Consider the following 14920-nt stretch of genomic DNA (forward strand, 5'->3'; position numbering starts at 1 on the left):
GCAATCCGGCACAAGCCGGGCGCATTGATTGGAGGAGAGACCAATGCAAGGACTTGCTCGTCTACTGGCGGGGGGCGTTTCCCTCGTCGCACTGCTCGGCCCCGCGGTCGCGCAGGACGCCGTTACGCTGAACGTCTGGTCGGATACGCCGCGCCTGTCGATGTTCGAGCTCTACGATCAGACCCATGACAACGTGTCGCTCAACGTCACCACGGTGGCGCCTGCCGATCTGATCGCCAAGCTGCAGCTTGCTATGCAGGCCAAGAGCGAAATCCCCGACGTGATCTTCATGTCCGACATCGGCTACACGGCGCAGTTGTCGACCCGACGGTCGAACTACCTGCTCGATCTCACCGACAAGGTGCCGCAGGCCCTGCAGGACGAGTTCTACCCCAATGGCAATTCGCCCTGCCACGTCAACGGCAAGTTGCTTTGCCTGCGCAACGATCTGGCGCACATGGTGGTGTGGTACGACGCCCCGCTGATGGCCGAACTGGGCAAGGATGTGCCGACCACCTGGAGCGAGTTCGAGGCCCTCGGCGCCGAACTGGCTCCCGACGGTTATGTCCTCGGGACCGGCGTCGAGCCTTATCCCCTGCTGAGCTATCTCGTCTCCGACGGCTGCGACATCGTTATGCCGGTCGACGGCAAGGACGACACCGTCAAGATTGACCTCACCTCGGAAGCCTGCCTCAAGCCGGCACGCATGGTCGACGCCATGATCGCCAATGGCAGTCTAACCAGAGTCGGTCCTTTCGAGCCCGATTTCGTCGCACTTGCCAAGGATGGCAAGGTTCCCCTGATGATCGGCCCGACCTGGTTCGGCGAATATGTCATCAAGCCGACCTATGAATGGCCCGCCGGTAAGCTCGCAGCCGCCGCGCCGCTGAAATGGGACGATCAGGATCAGCCCCTTACCTGGAGCTGGGGCGGCGGCACTTATGGTGGTTGGAAAGATACCGCGCATCCGGCCGAAACCGTCGATGTCATTGAGTGGATGGCCACCGACGTTGCTAACCAGACCAAGGCCGTTACCTTGCCGGCCCATCGTCCGTCCGCTGAGGCCTGGGGCGCCCGTCTCAAGGACGATTCCTACTATGCCACGACTGACGTATTCGATGTTCAGGTCGAGGCCGCGAACTACAGCCACCCAGGCTACACCAGCCTGCGCTTCGGCGTCTCGGAAGCCATAGCCAAGACCTTGGTCCAGTCCGTCAACGGCGGCGGCACCGTCGAGGCGGCTCTTCCGGCGCTGCAGGAAGAGCTGATCAACCTCGCCAAACTCAACGGCTATCAGGTCGAATAGCAGTTCAGAGGCTGGACGCGGCTTAGCTGCGTCCAGCCAACTCGGGAGGCGTGCAGTGAGCACAGGCATGGCAACAGCAAAGATAGTATCGGCCGACCGACAGCGCCGTGCGCGCCGCAAGGGACGCCGGGACATCCGCATGTCCTATTTGCTGATGCTGCCATACCTGCTGTTGCTGGTGATGTTCGGTATCGTGCCGATCGCCTATGCGCTCGGTCTGAGCTTTTTCGACACCATCGAAATGGTCTTCTGGGGCCTCACCAACTATGAATTCGTCTTCGCGGATTTCCGCGTCCCGGCAAGTATTGCCAACGTGCTAACCTTCGTGGCGCTCTGGGTTTCGATGACCGTCATCGGTGTCGCCACCCTGTCGCTGATGCTCGACAGCATCAGTCGCCGCGCCGCCAATACGTTGCGCACCATCTATTTCCTGCCCGGCGCCGTCACCTCGTCGGCCATCGTTGTGCTCTGGCTATTCGTCCTCGACCCTTCCGTTAGTCCCTTTCAGCCCGTATTGCAGGGCATCGGCTGGGGGACCCGCGCCGAGGTGATCGCCGGTCTCGGCTTCGCTGGTATCTTCGCCATCATGGCGTTCTTTTCGCAATCCGGCGGCTGGATAGTCGTCTTCGGTGGGTCGCTCGCGAGCCTCCCGGGCGAGGTGCTGGAAGCGGCCCGCGTCGATGGTGCCAACCGCTTCCAGCTGGCCACTCGCATCAAGCTGCCGATGATCTGGCGTTCGCTGGTGCTGATGGGCATTCTTAGTTTCGCGGCGGGGCTGCAGATGTTCGTAGAGCCGCAACTGATGGGCCTCGCCGGCGCGCAATACGACCAGAACGACTGGTCGCTCAATCAGATGGCGTTCCAATACGCCTTCCGGATGGGTGATTTCGGCGCCTCCGCCGCGCTCAGCACGCTGCTGATCGGTGCCTCGGTTGCCATCGCGCTGGTCATCGTCTTCGCCACCAAATTCTACAAGCTGGATTGAGGGCCGCGATGGAAAGGACCAGACGTGCTCCGCTCCGTCTCAGCACGGGCCGCTTCGCGGTCTACGCGACGCTCGCCTTTGCGGTGTGCTTTTACGGCATTCCGCTGCTCTGGCTGTTTCTCGCCGGCACCCGCTCTGAATCCTCGCTGCTGTCCGATCCGCCCTTTGCGCTGGGCAGTTGGGAGGCCTTCAGCCGGACCTGGGGAAATCTCACCAGCTATAACAATTTTCAGATCGTCTCCTGGGCCATCAACTCGGCGATCTATGTCGTCGGGGGTGTGTTGCTGTCGCTGATCGCCTGCATTCCGGCCGGCTACGCGCTCGCTGCCTCGGACTTTCCCGGCCGCAAATCCATTCTGGTGCTGACGCTGATCGCAATGATCACCCCGAGCACAGCGGTGGTGCTGCCGATCTTTCTCGAAATGAACATGCTGGGCCTTAACAACACCTATGCCGGGCTCATTCTCGCCTCGGGGTTTTTCCCCTTCGGCGTCTATCTCACCTATGTCTATTTCTCGACCTCTCTGCCCAAGGGGGTGATGGATTCCGCCCGGGTCGACGGCGCCAACCGCTTCCAGCTGTTCACGCGGATCGCGCTGCCGCTGGCCCGGCCGATCATCGCGCTGGTGGCCTTCTTCAGCTTCCTCGCCATCTGGTCGAACTACTTTCTCGCCTTCGTGCTGCTCAGTGACGACAAGCTCTACAACCTGCCGGTTGGGCTGACGGCGCTGGTCTCCGGCTCCGGCGCGCTCAGCAACCTGCCCTCGAACGATGTGCCCATCAAGAAGCCCGAGGTGGTGCTCGCGGCCATTCTCGTTGTGCTGCCGGTGTTGCTCATCTTTCTCGCGGCGCAACGATTTGTCCGCTCCGGCATGCTGTCGGGCGCGGAAAAGGGATAGCGGCGCCGTGTGCCGCATGACGATGTCTTGGAGGACAACATGAAGATCACCGGGTTCACAGGCTGGCTGGTTGAAACCGACCCGGGCCACAAGTTCATCTGGCGCGACGGCATTCCCGGCTCGCACGGTGATATCCCCAGCGGCGCGCGCCCGCGCAAGGCCGTGATCCGGCTGGAAACGGATGCCGGTGTGTTCGGCGCGATCGAACAGGGCAGGGGCGACGCGGTACTCGACCTCGTTCGTCGCCGCTTCCACTGGTTCATCGGCGAGAACCCGCTGCTCACCGAGCGCATGTTTCACATGATGTGGGAAATCGACCGCATCGAGGAAGTGCACATGCGCACGCTCGGCATGCTGGACATGCTGTGCTGGGACGTTAAGTCCAAGCAGGCCAACATGCCAATCTACCAACTGCTCGGCGGACATAACCGGGTCGTGCCGGCCTATGCCTCGACGGTGACTTGGCCGACGATGGATGAGTACGAGCGCTACATCAAGATGAGCCGCGACGTCGGCTTCACCGCCTTCAAGCTGCACGCCTGGGGCGATGTGAAGCGCGATATCGCGCTCAGCACCAATCTGCGCAAATGGGTCGGTGACGATGCCGACCTGATGTTCGACGGCTCGGCCGGCTGGGACTATGTCGAGGCACTCGAATTCGGCAAGGCGATCCAGGACCTGGGGTTCCTGTGGTACGAGGAGCCGATGCGCGAGTTCTATCTCGGCGCCTATACAAAACTCTGCGAAAAGCTCGATATCCCGGTCCTTGCCGCCGAAACCTCGGATGGCGTGCACTGGAACATGGCGAGCTGGATCGAAAGCCGCGCCCTCGACATGACCCGGGTCTCCACCCACTACAAAGGCGGCTTCACCGGGTCGATGAAGATAGCGCATACCGCTGCCAGTTTCGGCATGCGGGCCCAGGTGCATGGCATGGGGCTCGAAAATGCCCAGCTCTGCGCCGCCATCCCAAACAACGACTATTACGAGCAACTCGTCATGAACGAGGAGCAGATCATGGGGCTCGACAAGCAAGGGCCCCTGTCGATCGTCGGTGGCAATCTGACCGTCTCCGATGAGCCAGGCCTTGGCTACGACTATGACTGGGACGCACTCGACAAGGCCGCAATCAGCAAGATCACCGTCAACGAACGGCTTGAGGAGGCCCGCCCGCGCCGGAGGTTTATCTCGAACAACTGACTTCGATTGATGAGGAGGATCGATCAATGACGACATTCGACAGACGAACCGTATTGCAACTCGGGGCAGGGTTCGCCGCCGCGGCGGCCCTCATGCCCAAAACTGCGTTCGCGCAGCAAACCAGCATCAACTACTGGCACCACTTCACCAGCCAGACCGAGTTCGCAGGGCTCGAGGCGGTGATGAAACTGTTCAACGAAGCCCACCCCGACATCGCGGTGAGCCAGGAGAACATTCCGAATCCCGAGTTCATGGCCAAGATGACCGCTGCGGTGGTCGCCAACAGCCTGCCGGACACCACTATGGTCTCGACCGAACGTGTCGCCGACCTGACCGCAATGGGTGCGCTGGTCGATTTGACCGACCGGATCAACGCCTGGCCGCAAAAGGATGATTTCCCGGCAGATCGCTGGAAGGGCATCACGCGCGACGGCAATATCTATGGCATCCCGGCCTTCACCTTCGTCGACTGGATGTATTACCGCAAGGACTGGTTCGAAGAGGCTGGCATCAGCCCGCCGACCACCTTCGAGGAGTTCACCGACGCAGCGATCCAGCTCACCGATCCGGCCAAGGGCCGCTATGGCTTCGGCATGCGGGGCGGCGCCGGCGGCTTCGGCTATGTCATCAATGTCATGGAGGCCTTCGGCGCGCCGCTCATCCACGAAGACGGGTCGATCTACCTCGAGCGTGAACCGGCGATCGCAGCGCTGAAATGGTACACCGGGCTGCACACCGAGCACCACGTTGTCCCGCCCTCGGCCCCCAACGACAGTTTCCGCCAGATCATGGAAGCTTTCCAGACCGGCCAGACCGCCATGCTCTGGCACCACACCGGCTCGCTGCTCGATCAGCAGAAGTTCCTCGAGGCGGGCGTCGAGTTCGGCACGGTGCCGATCCCGGCGGGTCCGGCCAGGCGCGTTGCACGGCTGTCCTATGCCTACAACGGCCTCGCCAAGGACGAGCACGCCGATGCCGGTTTTGACTGGGTGTCCTACTGGGGCACGGCCGATGCTGCCGTCGCCTTCCTCGAGCAGACCGGCTACTTCCCGGCCTCGCCCAAGGTCGCCCAGGATGAGCGCATCGTTGGCAATCCGATCTATGCGGCGGCCGTCGAAACGCTCGGCTTCGGCATTCTGTCGCCCAGCTTCCCCGGCCTTGCCGGTTGGAGCGAGAGCACGGTGCTGCCGGCCTTCCAGTCTGTGCTGATAGGACAGACAACGGTCGAAGACGCGGTCGACGAAATGATCCGCGGCCTCGAAGAGGCAATCGCGCCCTGACCCTTGCGAGGCGGGCCCCGTGAGCCCGCCTCCCTTGATCTGTGAAGGATGGCGTATGGCTGCGACGATCCGCTCGGCGAAATCGGTGCCCGTTCCAACCGGGCTGCAGAGGCTAAACCCGGTCTGGCTGCTCGGCGAACTGAGCGAGACCCGCTTCTGGATGTATCTGCTGCTGCTACCCAGCTTGGCGCTGATCATCGGCGTCGTGCTCTATCCAACCTTTTACGGCGTCGAGCTCAGTTTTCAGAGCATGCGGCTGAACCGTCCGGCCAACAACGGCTTTGCGGGTTTGGCGCAATACCAGCGCATGTGGGGCGACCCGGTCTTCTGGCTGTCGCTGCGCAACACGGCCCTGTGGGTAACGGCCACGACCTTTCTCGAGTTCTCGCTCGGCCTGATGGTGGCGCTGGCGCTCAACCGCAACCTCGTGGGCAGCAAGCTACTCGGCGTCCTGATTCTTGTGCCCTACTTTCTCCCCAACGTCGTTGCCGGCAATATCTGGGCCCTGCTGCTTGATCCGCGGCTCGGCGTCATCAACGACCTGCTGCTCAAGCTCGGCCTGATCGAGGGCTACAAGGCCTGGTTCGCCGACCCCACGACGGCGATGGCAGCTGCCATCCTTGTCGAGGTCTGGCACGGCTTCCCGTTCTTCACGCTGCTGCTACTGGCGGGGCTCAAGGGCATCCCCGCCGATCTCTACAACGCCGCGACCATCGATGGCGCGGGGCGCCTGTCGCAACTGCGCCTCGTTACCCTGCCGATGATGCGCACCATCATCGCGGCGGCGGTGATCCTCAGGGTCATCGGCCTCGTGAACTCGCCGGATCTGCTGCTCATCCTGACCGGGGGCGGCCCCGGCCGCGCCACCCAGGTGCTGTCGCTCTACGCCTTCCAAACGGCTTACAAGGACTTCAACTTCGGCTACGCCGGCGCACTCTCGGTGGTGATGTTCGCGCTGCTGATGCTGTTCGCCTGGGCCTATGTCCGCATCTCAAAGGTCAACGAGGAGTAAGTCCATGCCACGCGCCAGATATCGCGGTGATGTCATGCTCGACATCGTGACATATGTCTTCCTCACCGTTGTCGCGCTGTTCTGCGTGTCGCCGGTGCTGTGGACCCTGTTGACCTCGTTCAAGCTCGAATCCGACATCGTCACTGCCGATCTCGTCTATTTCCCGACGCGCTTCACCCTCGACCACTATGTCAATCTGTGGTCGCAATCGAACTACCCCAACCTCGTCATCAATAGCGCCATCACCACCGTGATGACCGTGGTGATCTGCTTTCTCACCGGCACGGTCGCGGCTTATGCCTTCTCGCGCTTCAATTTCCCCGGCCGCACCCAGTTGATGCTGGGCTATCTCGTGGTCCGCATGTTCCCCGCCGTATTGATGATCATCCCGCTGTTCATCCTGCTGGGCCGCGTCGGGCTGCTTGACAGCAGCTTCGGGCTTGCGATCGCGTACACCAGCTTCCTGCTGCCGCTCTTCGTCTGGATGCTGAAGGGCTTTTTCGATGCGGCACCGAAGGAACTGGAGAGCGCCGCGCGCATCGATGGTAGCACGCGCATTGGCGCCATGTTCCGTATCGTCCTGCCCATCGCGCGCAACGGGCTCGTCGCCACCTGCGTCTTCGTCGGAATCGCGGCTTGGAACGAATATCTGTTCGCCTTGATGCTCACCACCTCCGAAGGCTCGCGTACCTGGCCGGTCGGCCTGCAATTGATGATCGGCGAATTTCAATTGCCCTGGGGCATGCTCGCAGCCGGCGGCATGATCTCAATCCTGCCGGTGATGATCCTCTTCGCCATCGTTCAACGCATTATGGTTGCCGGCATCACCGCCGGCGCCGTCAAGGGTTAGGAGACGCGCCATGGCGACGCTGGCCATCAAGTCCATCCGCAAGAGTTTTGGTACGGTGGAAGTGCTCAACAATATCAATGTCGACCTGGAGGACGGCGGCTTTCTTGTGCTGCTCGGCCCCTCCGGCTGCGGTAAGTCGACCCTGTTGTCGATCATCGCCGGCCTGGAAACCAGCTCGGGCGGCGACATTGTCATCGGTGGGCGCAACGTCAACGCGATCCATCCCAAGGACCGCAACATCGCCATGGTGTTCCAGTCCTACGCGCTCTACCCGACCATGTCCGTGCGCCGGAACATTGGCTTCGGCCTCGAGATGCGCAAGGTCGGTGCCGACGAGCGTGATACTGCCGTCCAGCAGGCAGCCGACCTCCTGCAGATCGGTCATCTGCTCGATCGCAAGCCCGGTCAGCTCTCCGGCGGCCAGCGCCAGCGCGTCGCTATGGGCCGCGCCATCGTTCGCGACCCTGACCTCTTTCTCTTTGACGAGCCGCTCTCTAATCTCGATGCCAAGCTGCGCGTCGAAATGCGCACCGAAATCAAGCGGCTGCACGAGCAGCTCGGCACCACCACGGTTTATGTCACCCACGATCAGGTCGAGGCCCTGACGCTTGGCACCCAGGTCGCGGTGATGAAAGGCGGTATCATCCAGCAACTCGCCCATCCCGAGACCATCTATGACCGTCCGGCCAACATGTTCGTCGCCGGTTTCATCGGCTCGCCGACGACCAATTTCCTGCGTGGCACGCTGGCGCGCTCCGATGGCGGTCTGCAACTCCACCATGCCGCTGGCGTCCTCCTGCTCGACCGCACCAACCAAGACGTCGACGCCTATGTTGGCCGCGAGGTCGTCGCCGGTATTCGTCCGGAAACCCTCATGGTCGGGGAGGGGAGTGCAGCACTTTCTGGCAGGGTGGACGTCATCGAGCCCACTGGGCCGGATACGATGGTCGTCGTCAACGTTGGTGGCCAGATGATCACAGCGCGGCTCGGCCCCAAGGATCGCCCTGCTACCGGCGCCACCATGTCTCTCTCGGTTGATACCGCGGCAATCAACCTCTTCGATCCAGTGAGCGGCGATCGGATTTGAGGACAATTGGCACGGGATTCGCGCCGGGCAGACTAAGTTGGGAAAGGGACCACATGGGCGCTCGCCGCAACTTTACGATGGCCGCGCCAACCAGCAGGTCCTCGACGCCGCCCGTCAGTCCGCCGAGACCCGCGCCTGGGTCGACCTGCCGGACGAACCGCAGCGCGCCTGACCTCAGCCACGCGGGGAGGGCGGTCGCTAGACGAATGCCGCTTCGATCCCGGACCATTGCGCCGCATGCGATCCCTCGAAGTTCGCCATGCTCGGCGCAGTCAGCGTGCCTCTGGGCCTGGTGTAGCTCGCAATCGTGCGCACCGGCTGTTCGTGCCAGCTGATGTTGAAGGCCCAGTATTTGGGAAAGAAGTAAAGCCCGGCGTGCGGCAGGTGGTCATGGATCCACCAGGCCAGCTTCTGCCAATCTCCTTCGGCCTGAAACCGGTCCCAGAACCCCGGCACGACAATGCAGGCCGTGGCGCCCATATGTCCGTTCGCGTCCCGCACGTCCCAGATATGCCCCGCGTAATTGGCTTCGTTCGCGGCGCAGGAATAGCCGGCCTTGCCCGCCTTCTGCATCGCGTTGCCAAGCCCGTTCACTTCGCGCGAGCGATAGGCCGACCGGATGGCAATCCGCCCGAACCGCTCCTGCAACGGCTCCAGCAACTCCTCGCAAAGCCGCGTGCCCGCAGCAATCGCCAGATCGGGGTCCTCCGGCACATTGTTGATGCCATGCACGGCCGCGATGTCCGAAAACAAAAAATCGCGCATGAAAAACGAGCGCGACAACCGCACCCGGCCAAAATCCGTGAGTGCCGTCACGCTGGTGGGTGTCTTCATCACTAGGTCCCCGGGTGCAATCCAGGCATCTTCCCGGGTCCAGGCAGCATTGGAAACCCGAAAATCGCGTCCCGCTTAATTCGGACGCACCGAAAATCCGATTCTGAGGCCGAGCGGACAGGAAGTAGTAGAGACGAGCAACAATCGCGAAAGCCGCATTGGTTTTTAGGACCTGCATGTGGAGGAAGCCCGGTCGTGCCATCGCGCAAGCGCGCCATGGAGAGTTTGAAATCTCCATCAACCCGCTATGTGCACATGGAGACGAATGCGACGGGACCAAAAGTGACCGCGGTGGCCGCCAACGCGGCGATTGTTGTGCCTGAACCTATCCGATGCACGGCGGTGGCGCTGGAGCGGCGTTTGCGCAGGGAAGCAAACTGCAAAGCCGCGTACCCTGCCAGAACAGCGAGTATCGCCACATAGGCGCCAATCAGCGTCGCCCGATGCAGGCTCGCCGGCCAGGCAAAGCGGCAGCCGAGATATTGCAGGGTGTAAAGGACAATGAAGGCCAGCGCCCAGAGCGTGAAGCCAGCCAGCATCGGCCACAGAGCCTTGCTCATGCGCCGCCTCCCGCGACGGCGAGGATGACCATCAGCGCCGCCGTCGGCACCAGGGCGAGGGCCGCATAGTCGGTCCAGAGGACCGCCAGCCGCAGATCTGTGGCCCGGGTGGCGGAGACATGTCCGGAGCGCCAGCGCCAGGCGGCGTGACTCGCGACGAGCATGGCGATACCGGCGTGCACGGCGCAATAGCTGTAAAGCGCGAACCGCAGAGCCGCATTGGCGTGCGCGGTGACATCGCCGATGAGAACCATGCCCAGGACGCAGGCGAGAACCGTAGCCCCGGAAAGCGTAGCTGCGCCGACCAGCCAGCCAAACGGCACCCGACCCTCCGCATTGAACCGTCGCGCCAGCCGTGCCAGCAGCGCCGCCACAAATCCGGTCCCGAGCCCCATGGTCGGCAGCCAGTCGATCGCCGCGGAATCGCCGCTCCAGCCTGGTGCAGCGATGGCGAGATAAAGCGCCCCGAACAAAAGCGATGCGTAAAGCGTCCCGTCAGCTGCGAGGGCCGCAATCGACGCCCACCAGGTGACATTGTTCTTGACTTCGACATCGGCCGGCACCGCCGCACCCTGGCCGATGTCGATCGGGCCGATATCGCTTTTGGCGCCAAGGCTGCGCGGCCAGACGAGGAACAATATGACGACTGCAACAGCCGCCAGCGGCACGATCCAGTAGACCTTGAACAGCAGCCCGAGAAAGAAAACGCCGGTGGCAAGCGCCGTCCACAACGGCAGAAAGGTGGAGCGGGGCAGGATGATGACCTGATCCGGTTCACCCGACATCATGTCGACACCAAGTGTTTCCTGCCGCCCGGCGCGCGCAAATCCCAGATAGCCATCGCCGCCGGACAGGGCGGCGCCCAACTTTCCGGGGTCGAGATCGTCTGCCCGCGTGGTGACCGTCGGCAGTGCAGCGAAATTATACGCCGGCGGCGGGGTCGGCATGGCCCATTCGAGCGTCCGCGCCTGCCAGATGTTGCGGCGGGTCCGCCGCCCGAAACGGAACTGCATGATGATGTCGATAAGGACCAGCGCAAAGCCCATCGTCATGATGAACCCACCGAACGAGGACAGAAGGTTCAGCCAGTCCCAGCCCCAGTTGGACGGATAGCTCGAGATGCGCCGCGGCATCCCCATCAGCCCGGTGAGATGCATCAGGAAGAACGTGAGGTTGAACCCGATCAGGATCAGCCAGAACGCCGGCACGGACAGCCGGTAGACGCTGCTGCGGCCGGTGAAATGCGGCAGCCAGTAGTAGAGAGCCGCGAGCATCGGAAAAACGAAGCCGCCAACCAGCACATAGTGCAAATGGGCGACCACGAAATAGCTGTCATGCGCTTGGGTATTGAACGGCACCATCGCCAGCATGACGCCTGTCAGTCCGCCACAGACGAAGACGATGAAGAACCCCACGACATAGAGCATCGGCACGTCGAACTTCGGCCGCCCCGAAGCCAATGTGCCGATCCACGCAAAGATCTGCACGGCAGTGGGGATGGCGACCAGCGCACTCGCCGCCGAAAAGAAGGCGAGCGCCAGATGCGGGATGCCCACCGTGAACATGTGATGGACCCACAGGCCGAAGCTCAGGAAGGCCATCGAGACGATTGCGACGATGATCGCATTGTAGGCGGCCAGCGGCCGGCGCGCGAAAGTCGGGATGATGGTGGAGAGCACCCCCGCCGCCGGCAGGAAGATGATGTAGACTTCCGGGTGACCGAACAGCCAGAACAGGTGCTGCCAGAGCAGCGGATCCCCGCCGCGCGTGGGATCGAAGAATGGCAGGTCGAAGGCGCGCTCGAGTTCGAGCAGGATCGAACCGAGGATCAGCGGCGGGAAGCCGATCAGCATCATGCTGGCGGTCACCAGCATATACCACGCGAATATCGGCATGCGGGTGAGCGACATTCCCGGCGCCCGCATCTTGAGAATGGTGACCACGAGCTCGACCGCAGCGGTGATCGCAGAGATCTCGACAAAGGTGATGCCGAGCAGCCAGACATCCGCATTGATCCCGGGTGTGTAGGTGCCGGAGGACAGCGGCGTGTACATGAACCAGCCGGAGTTGGGCGCGTAGCCCAGCACCATGGCGACGATGAGGATCGTGCCGCCGAACAGGTAGCACCAGAATCCGTAGGCGGTCATGCGGGGGAAGGCGAGATCGCGTGCGCCCAGCAGCTTGGGCAGCATGTAGATGGCCAGCCCTTCGAACATGGGAATGGCGAACAGGAACATCATCACCGTGCCATGCATGGTGAAGATCTGGTTGTAGAGCTCGGGGCCGATGAAGGCACTGTTAGGTGTCGCGAGCTGCGCGCGGATTAGCATCGCAAGTGTTCCGCCGATGGTGAAGAACACCAGCGCCAGCACCATGAACCGCTTGCCCAAGATGCTGTGGTTGACGGCCGACAGGCGGCCCCACCCCGGGGGCGTTTCCCAGATCGCCGAAAGCGCCTTGTGCAGGGCAATGGGCGACATTTGCGGGCGGCTCATGGGGCGCCTCCGACGACACTGGCATAGTCGGCGGGCAGATGCGCTTCGACGGCGAACCCCATCGTCTCGTGGCCCTCGCCGCAATATTCGGCACAGATTCCGCGATAGATCCCCGGCTTGTCCGCCTGCAGGCGGATGACGTTGATCCGTCCCGGTATGGCATCGATCTTGCCGCCCAGTGTGGGGACCCAGAAACTGTGGATCACGTCCGTTGCGGTGACGACGATATCGACCGGTTCCCCGGCTGGAAGGTGCAGGGTCTCACTTTCGGCAGAGCCCATCACTTCGGGATAGCGAAAGCGCCACTCCCACCGGCTGGCCACCGCTTCGATGCGGGTCGGCGCCAGGCTGCCCGGCTTTCGCAAGAGCTGTTCGCCCAGCATCAGCGCTGCAATCAGCAGGCCGACCAGGATCGGCACCGGAAGCACCAGCCCCCCGCCGATGACCCAGTGGATCGGCTTGATAGCAGCCAGGAGCGACGGCCGCAGATAGCTCAGCGCCAGCAGCACCATGACCAGCACGAACAGCACCACCGCGCCCCAGAACATGACCCACCACAGGGTGGCGATATTTGCTGCGGCGGGGCCGGCCGGATTCAGCGTGGACAGTGGCGTCGCGCAACCAGTCAGCGCCAGCAGCGTTGCTGCTGCAGCAGCAAATCGCAAAAAGGGAGGCCGGTTTTGCCAGAAACCACCACGCAGGAAATCGAGGCGGCCTCCGAGGAATCGCGGCCCGAGGCCACCAGCAGCGACCCCAACCCCGCCATTCGTGCGGTCGCAGAAAAGGATATCGGATCCGCTGTCGCCGTGGCAGGGCATCCGGTGCACGCCATGCTGGTGCATTTCCCCATCGCCCTCGTCATCTCGACCCTCGGCGCCGATGGTCTCTACTGGCTGACCGCTGACCCGTTCTGGGTGCGGGCCGGCCTCTGGGCCGCCGGATTCGCCTTTGCGTTCGGAGTTCTGGCGTCCATTGCCGGGACCATCGAACTGCTGGCCGTGCCGGGCATTCGCGTGCGCGTTGCCAGTTGGAACCACGCGATTGCCGCCGTCACTCTGCTTGCCGTCGTCGGGGCGAACTGGGGCCTGCGGCTCAACGCACCGGAAGCTGTGCTGCCGCATGGCTTGCTCTTGTCCGTTCTTGCCTCTGTCCTCACGGGGCTCGCGGGCTGGCATGGGGGGAAGCTCGTGTTCGATCACGGGGTCGGCCTCATCATCTCCACCAAGCAATGAAGTCTGGCACCAGCGCGCCGAGGGCCCCCGGCGCAAAGGCATCGGTAATCCAGACGGCGGTCAGCCACGCGGGCTTGCCGAGGACGACGACAAGGATGCTGCCGATGACCGAGGTCGTGGTTGCGACGACGGCAGCAACGCGCCAGGACGGATAGCGCTCGTCTGGCCGGAACAGCCGCAGAATCATTAGGCCGTTCATGACGTGGATCACCACCAGCACCATCACCAGAGCCAGCTTGACCGAGAACCACGGCGCGAATGTCGCCTCCACGAAGATGAGCGTGGTGCCGGAAACCACCGCGACGAAGGCGATGGGCGAGATCAGGCTGACATAGAAGAACCGGGTAAAATTATGCAGTTGATGCAGCGGCTTTCCAGTGAGCCGCTGTCGCTGGCCGTAAAGAAACGGCAGGCTTATCAGACCCGCTGACCAGCCGGCGATGGCGATGACATGGATGAACTTCAGCAGAATCGCGCTCACGCCTGCCGCGCCTCGCTGCGCAGCCACGTCCCGAGCCTCAGGACGGCGACCAGTAGATATGGCAGGCTGGCGGGCACCCACATGATCAGCCCCGCCAGTTGCTGGTCCTCGAGCGGGCTCAATCCAAATGCAGCTGTCGTGCCAAGGTGAGGGAAATAGAGCGGCGTCGCGGAAAAAACGAGCAGCGCGCCCAGCAGCCCCATCTGTATCGCTATCCCAATCAGTGCCGCAATGGCGCGACCGGGCGTGGCAAGGAGCACGGAAGCCCAGAACAGCAGGGCGCTGCCCAGTAGCGTTGCCTGCATCACCCAGTACAGGGATGTGCTGGAAAGCGCCAACGCATAGGCATCCGGTATGTGCCAAAGCCAGAAGATCACGGTATGCAGGACGAGCAGGGGCGTCGTCAGATGGGGTAAGGCGAGCGCCAGACGCGGGGTCTGCGCTCTGCACAGGCCGATCAGCGCCCACGCCAGCAGCGGCGCCGCGACCGCAACCAGCAAGACGTGATGGACAACCCGGGCCGAGAACAGCGCCACGGTGAGGGCGCAAAGCGGGCTGACGAAAATCACAACAAGAACGGCCATGCCAATGAGAAAACCGGAGCGATCGCGCGCCGTTGGCACCCGGCTGAACCAGAACAGCCCCGTGACGAGCGCCATCACGGCCAGCAGCACGGGATCGAGGTTCCACCGCGCCCAG

16 protein-coding genes are annotated in these 14920 nt (G+C 62.9%); 10 read left to right on the top strand and 6 right to left on the bottom strand.

Going from position 1 to position 14920, the window contains the following annotated elements:
• The first annotated feature begins 43 nt into the window (after nucleotides 1-43).
• The 9 genes from ACN0TK_RS09650 to ACN0TK_RS09690 all read left to right on the top strand — a co-directional run bounded on the left by ACN0TK_RS09650 (nucleotide 44) and on the right by ACN0TK_RS09690 (nucleotide 8791).
• Nucleotides 44-1306 (top strand): ABC transporter substrate-binding protein, encoded by a 1263-nt coding sequence (locus ACN0TK_RS09650; RefSeq protein ID WP_417309270.1) that lies wholly within the window; start codon nucleotides 44-46, stop codon nucleotides 1304-1306.
• Between the two features lie 139 nt (nucleotides 1307-1445).
• Nucleotides 1446-2291: a carbohydrate ABC transporter permease gene (locus tag ACN0TK_RS09655; RefSeq protein WP_417309271.1), complete on the top strand. Its 846-nt coding sequence runs from the start codon at nucleotides 1446-1448 to the stop codon at nucleotides 2289-2291.
• Between the two features lie 8 nt (nucleotides 2292-2299).
• On the top strand, nucleotides 2300-3190 hold the full coding sequence (locus tag ACN0TK_RS09660) for a carbohydrate ABC transporter permease (protein WP_417309272.1): 891 nt from the start codon (nucleotides 2300-2302) through the stop codon (nucleotides 3188-3190).
• A 39-nt stretch (nucleotides 3191-3229) separates the two neighbouring features.
• Nucleotides 3230-4390 (top strand): enolase C-terminal domain-like protein, encoded by a 1161-nt coding sequence (locus tag ACN0TK_RS09665; protein ID WP_417309273.1) that lies wholly within the window; start codon nucleotides 3230-3232, stop codon nucleotides 4388-4390.
• 92 nt (nucleotides 4391-4482) lie between these two features.
• The gene (locus tag ACN0TK_RS09670) at nucleotides 4483-5670 is read left to right on the top strand and encodes an ABC transporter substrate-binding protein (protein WP_417309274.1); all 1188 of its coding nucleotides are present in this window, start codon (nucleotides 4483-4485) and stop codon (nucleotides 5668-5670) included.
• 55 nt (nucleotides 5671-5725) lie between these two features.
• The gene (locus ACN0TK_RS09675; RefSeq protein ID WP_417309275.1) at nucleotides 5726-6682 is read left to right on the top strand and encodes a carbohydrate ABC transporter permease; all 957 of its coding nucleotides are present in this window, start codon (nucleotides 5726-5728) and stop codon (nucleotides 6680-6682) included.
• Between the two features lie 4 nt (nucleotides 6683-6686).
• Nucleotides 6687-7532 carry a carbohydrate ABC transporter permease gene (locus ACN0TK_RS09680; RefSeq protein WP_417309276.1) on the top strand — a complete coding sequence of 282 codons (846 nt, stop codon included), beginning with the start codon at nucleotides 6687-6689 and terminating at the stop codon, nucleotides 7530-7532.
• A gap of 10 nt (nucleotides 7533-7542) precedes the next feature.
• Entirely contained in the window at nucleotides 7543-8619 is a 1077-nt protein-coding gene (locus tag ACN0TK_RS09685) for an ABC transporter ATP-binding protein (RefSeq protein ID WP_417309277.1), read from the top strand.
• Between the two features lie 37 nt (nucleotides 8620-8656).
• Nucleotides 8657-8791, top strand: coding sequence for a hypothetical protein (locus tag ACN0TK_RS09690; protein WP_417309278.1), 135 nt, complete (start codon nucleotides 8657-8659; stop codon nucleotides 8789-8791).
• A 26-nt stretch (nucleotides 8792-8817) separates the two neighbouring features.
• On the opposite strand, the gene ACN0TK_RS09695 is transcribed toward ACN0TK_RS09690, so the two are convergent.
• From ACN0TK_RS09695 to coxB, 4 genes are all read right to left on the bottom strand, one after another.
• A complete protein-coding gene (locus ACN0TK_RS09695; protein ID WP_417309279.1) occupies nucleotides 8818-9453 on the bottom strand; it encodes a hypothetical protein in 636 nt (211 codons plus the stop codon).
• A gap of 245 nt (nucleotides 9454-9698) precedes the next feature.
• Complete coding sequence (locus tag ACN0TK_RS09700) at nucleotides 9699-10013, bottom strand: hypothetical protein (RefSeq protein ID WP_417309280.1); 315 nt, start codon at nucleotides 10011-10013, stop codon at nucleotides 9699-9701.
• Nucleotides 10010-12508 (bottom strand): cytochrome c oxidase subunit I, encoded by a 2499-nt coding sequence (ctaD, locus tag ACN0TK_RS09705; protein ID WP_417309281.1) that lies wholly within the window; start codon nucleotides 12506-12508, stop codon nucleotides 10010-10012. Before ctaD ends, ACN0TK_RS09700 begins: the two co-directional genes overlap by 4 nt.
• A complete protein-coding gene (coxB, locus tag ACN0TK_RS09710) occupies nucleotides 12505-13173 on the bottom strand; it encodes a cytochrome c oxidase subunit II (RefSeq protein WP_417309282.1) in 669 nt (222 codons plus the stop codon). The genes ctaD and coxB overlap by 4 nt, the downstream gene beginning before the upstream one ends.
• A gap of 99 nt (nucleotides 13174-13272) precedes the next feature.
• Between coxB and ACN0TK_RS09715 the strand changes: the two genes are divergently transcribed.
• Nucleotides 13273-13740, top strand: coding sequence for a DUF2231 domain-containing protein (locus ACN0TK_RS09715; protein ID WP_417309345.1), 468 nt, complete (start codon nucleotides 13273-13275; stop codon nucleotides 13738-13740).
• Here ACN0TK_RS09715 and ACN0TK_RS09720 read toward each other — a convergent pair.
• A complete protein-coding gene (locus ACN0TK_RS09720) occupies nucleotides 13721-14221 on the bottom strand; it encodes a CopD family protein (protein WP_417309283.1) in 501 nt (166 codons plus the stop codon). The genes ACN0TK_RS09715 and ACN0TK_RS09720 overlap by 20 nt on opposite strands.
• A complete protein-coding gene (locus tag ACN0TK_RS09725; RefSeq protein WP_417309284.1) occupies nucleotides 14218-14895 on the bottom strand; it encodes a cytochrome c oxidase assembly protein in 678 nt (225 codons plus the stop codon). Before ACN0TK_RS09725 ends, ACN0TK_RS09720 begins: the two co-directional genes overlap by 4 nt.
• Between the last annotated feature and the right edge of the window lie 25 nt (nucleotides 14896-14920).

Source organism: Devosia sp., from assembly GCF_048261455.1.
GTDB lineage: Bacteria > Pseudomonadota > Alphaproteobacteria > Rhizobiales > Devosiaceae > Devosia_A.